The 3,680-nt window shown below is 72.5% G+C and carries 4 protein-coding genes and 1 pseudogene; all 5 read right to left on the bottom strand.

Annotated features, from left to right (window positions below; genetic code table 11):
* Window positions 1-15: 15 nt before the first annotated feature.
* Window positions 16-1,098, bottom strand: a complete 1,083-nt coding sequence (locus tag ACOV8S_RS01800; RefSeq protein WP_448315605.1) for an ABC transporter permease — start codon at window positions 1,096-1,098, stop codon at window positions 16-18.
* Window positions 1,095-2,204, bottom strand: a complete 1,110-nt coding sequence (locus ACOV8S_RS01795; RefSeq protein WP_448315603.1) for a hypothetical protein — start codon at window positions 2,202-2,204, stop codon at window positions 1,095-1,097. Before ACOV8S_RS01795 ends, ACOV8S_RS01800 begins: the two co-directional genes overlap by 4 nt.
* Window positions 2,201-3,064, bottom strand: a complete 864-nt coding sequence (locus tag ACOV8S_RS01790; RefSeq protein ID WP_448315601.1) for an ABC transporter ATP-binding protein — start codon at window positions 3,062-3,064, stop codon at window positions 2,201-2,203. Before ACOV8S_RS01790 ends, ACOV8S_RS01795 begins: the two co-directional genes overlap by 4 nt.
* A complete protein-coding gene (locus ACOV8S_RS01785) occupies window positions 3,061-3,456 on the bottom strand; it encodes a GntR family transcriptional regulator (protein WP_448315599.1) in 396 nt (131 codons plus the stop codon). The genes ACOV8S_RS01790 and ACOV8S_RS01785 overlap by 4 nt, the downstream gene beginning before the upstream one ends.
* 93 nt (window positions 3,457-3,549) lie before the next feature.
* Window positions 3,550-3,680: pseudogene (locus ACOV8S_RS01780) on the bottom strand (mycothiol synthase); the annotation flags it as partial.

The following is a 3,680-nucleotide window of genomic DNA, read 5'->3' as shown; positions in this document are numbered from 1 at the left end:
GGGTCATGGTCGTGGTCATGCGGCACCCTTCCGGAGGTCCGTGCGGCGGCGCAGCAGGCGGTAGGAGAGGAACACCGCGAGGGCGGCGACGGCGAACCAGACGCCGGACTCCGCGAACTGCAGCGGCCAGTAGTGGCTCTTGGGGTGGTAGGTCACCCAGACGTCACTGAGCCCGTTCTCCTTGAGGCAGGCGTAGAAGGCCTCCGCCTCGTCCCGCTTGTCCTGGCGGGCGTCGAACGCCGCGTCCATGCAGCCGAAGTCGTACGGGACACGGTCCCCGGACCGGGTGACCGCCCCGCTGCCGAGCAGCCATTCGCCATCGGCGACGCCCACGTAGGTGGTGTGGACGTCGTGCGAGTAGCCGTACCGGATCTCGGTCGGCCACAGGAGGTGGCGGGCGACGAGGAACTTCACCGAGGCCGCGGTCATGAACAGCACGCCCGCGCCCAGGGAGGCCAGGGTGCGCCGGATCACCAGGCCCAGCAGGACGCCGACCGCCACCGCGCACAGCACGCGGGGCACGGTGGCGATCCCCAGCCCGGTGAAGAACTCCTCCCCCCACCACTCCTTGCCCACCGGCCACACCTGCGTGCGCAGGCCCTCGCCCGCCCGGTACGCGAGGCGGTACAGCACCAGCAGCAGGACGGTGCCGACGGTCACGACGACGGCCGGGACGGCGAGCTTGGCGGTGAGCCAGCGGGCCGGGGTGACCGACTGGGTCCAGGCCAGCTGGGCGGTACCGGTCTCCATCTCGCGGGCGGTCGGCGAGGCGGCCGCCCAGGCGCCGACCAGGAACGGCGCCATGAAGATGACGGAGAAGCCGTAGCGGAGGTGGTTCTCGTACCAGGTGAAGGCGGTGAACTGGCTTCCCCCGCAGCGCGGGCCTTTCCGCAGGCCGGCGCAGGCGTCCACGGCGGCCTGGGCCTCTCCGAGGAGGGGACCCCACGCCCACAGCAGCAGTCCCGCGCCCAGGGCGACGTAGGCGATCCACACCCACAGGGCCCACCGGTGCAGGCGCAGGACGGTCCGGATCAGACCCTCCGGGCGCTTGCCGGTGGCCGGGGCGCCGGCCGAGTTCGAGGTCATGGTCGTGGTCACGCCGCACCCCTCCCGACGGCCGTACGGTTGCGCAGCACGCGGTAGGAGAGGAGCACCGCGACGGCGGCGAGAGCGAGCCAGATGCCGGACTCCACGAGCTGGAGCGGCCAGTAGTGGCCCTTGGGGTGGTAGGCGATCCAGACGTCGGTGTAGCCCTTGTCCTTCAGGCAGGAGTAGAAGGCGTCGGTGTCGAAGCCCGGATGCGTCCCCCGGTAGCCGGCTTCCATGCACCCGTACCCGGCCCTTTCCCCGGTCTCCCCGGCCATCTCGCCGGACTGCGTCACCGCGCCGGTGGAGATCTGCCACTCGGAGTCGGCGTGGCTCAGGTACGGCGACTCGCCGGTCCTCTCCCTGCCGTGGCGGACCACGGTCGGCCAGAAGGCGTGTCGGCCGAGTGTGACGGCGAAGGTGCTTGCGGCGATCAGCAGCAGTCCGGTGCCCAGCGAGGCCAGGGTCCGCTTCAGCAGCAGGCCGAGCAGGACGCCGACGGCGACCGCGCACAGGACGCGGGGCAGCATGACGACGCCCATCGCGGTGAGGAGGTTCTCGCTCCACCACGACGGTGTCCACTTCCGGATCTCGATGAAGAGCTCCAAGCCCTCCAGGTAGGCGAGCCGGTACAGAGCCAGCAGCAGGGTCATGCCCGCGGTGACGGCCACGGCGGGCAGCGCCAGCTTGGCGGTGAGCCAGCGGGCGGGCGACACCGACTGGGTCCAGGCCAGGCCGGCGGTGCCGGTCTCCATCTCCCGGGCGGTCAGCGAGGCGGCCGCCCAGACTCCCACCAGGAGCGGGGCGCCCAGTACGGCGAAGAAACCCAGGTCCATAAACTCCTGGTAGTTCCCCAGGGCCGCGTACACACCCCGCGCGCAGGCAGGCTGGACCGACCCGCCGAGCTCGCACGTCGCGGCCAGCGGCCGCAGTTCGCCGACCGCGGGCCCCCACGCCCACAGGAGCACCCCCGACGCCAGGCCTACGTAGGCGATCCACAGCCACAGGGCCCAGCGGTGGAGGTGGAGCACGGTCCAGGGCAGGCCGCCCGGCGCCTTCACCGGCATCGCGGCGTCCTCGGCCTCGTACGGGGCGGGTGAGGTGAGGGTGCGGGTCATGCGACGGGCTCCCTGAGGTAGGACAGAACCAGCTCCTCCAGCGTCGGCGCGGCCGCCTCGTGGCCCGCGGGCAGCGGGCCGTCGGGGCGGACCAGGGCGGTGACCTGGCGGCCGGTGGTGCGGGACTCGATCACCGTGTGGCCGTCCAGGGAGGCGTCGGCGGGGCCGGTGACCAGGGTGTGCGCGGCCAGCACGTCGTCCAGCTCGCCCTGGAGGCGGACCCGGCCGCGACGGATCAGCAGGAGGTGGTCGCAGGACCCCTCCAGCTCCGCGATGACGTGCGAGGACATGACCACCGTGGTGCCGTGCTCGGCGGCCTCGGCCATCAGCTCGCCCATCAGCTGGTGGCGGGCGAGCGGGTCCAGGTCTGCCATCGGCTCGTCCAGCAGCAGGAGTTCGGGCCGCTTGCCCAGCGCCAGGGCCAGCGCGACCCGGGTGCGCTGGCCGCCGGAGAGGCTGCGGACCGTGGCCGTGACGTCCAGGTCGCCCTGGGCGACGATGCGTTCGGCCGTGGCCTGGTCCCAGCGGGCCGGGTTGAGCGCGTGCCCCAGGCGCAACGTGTCGAACACCGTGAGCTGGCCGTACAGCGGCTTGTGCTGCGCGACGTAGGCGACCCGTTCGCGCGCGTCGGCGGGACTGCCGCCGAGCACCCGTATCGCGCCCTCGGTCGGGCGGTCCAGGCCCGCGGCCAGGGCCAGCAGCGTGGACTTGCCGGCGCCGTTGGGGCCGACCACCGCGCAGACACGGCCGGCCGGGAGGCTGAACGAGCAGTCCCGGAGCGCCCAGTTGACGCGGCGGCGGGGCAGCAGGCGGGTGTAGCGCCTGCCCAGCGCCTCGGCCTCGATGGCGGTCTCGGTCATCGGTGGTCCCCCCCAATGGGATAGAGGTCGTCCAGGACGGAGGTGAGGAGCGCGGACACGTCGTCGCGGTCCAGGCCGGAGGCCTTGGCCTTGCGGCCCCACGCCGTGAGCTCGTCCCGCAGCGGGGCCGAGTCGGCGGCTGCGGGGCCCAGGGAGCGGCGGACGAACGTGCCGAGGCCGCGCCGGGCCTCCACCAGGCCCTCGCGTTCCAGTTCGCGGTAGGCCTTGAGGACGGTGTTCGGATTGATGGCGGTGGCCGCCACGACTTCCCGTGCCGTGGGCAGCCGGTCACCCGGTTCGAGCAGGCCCAGCCGCAGGGCGTGCTTGGTCTGCTGGACGATCTGCAGATAGGTGGCGACGCCGCTGCGCCGGTCGATGCGGTACTCGACCACTCGACAACACCCTTTCACTAATTGAGTAGTGGAAGGGTGGTGCAAAGAAGGGGGCGGCGTCAAGTCGCCGCCCCCCGCGTGCCGTTGTCGAGGTCAGAGCTCGGTGCGGTACATCAGGTCCGTCTCGTGGGTGGTGAAGCCCAGGCGCTCGTAGACGGTGACGGCGGCCTTGTTGTCGCCGTCCACGTAGAGCATCGCGGCGGGCCGGCCGCGGGCGGCCAGGT

It is taken from the genome of Streptomyces sp. CO7, from assembly GCF_053474865.1.
Note: the sequence above shows the minus strand (reverse complement) of the source record. Positions and strands in the feature narration are given on the sequence as shown.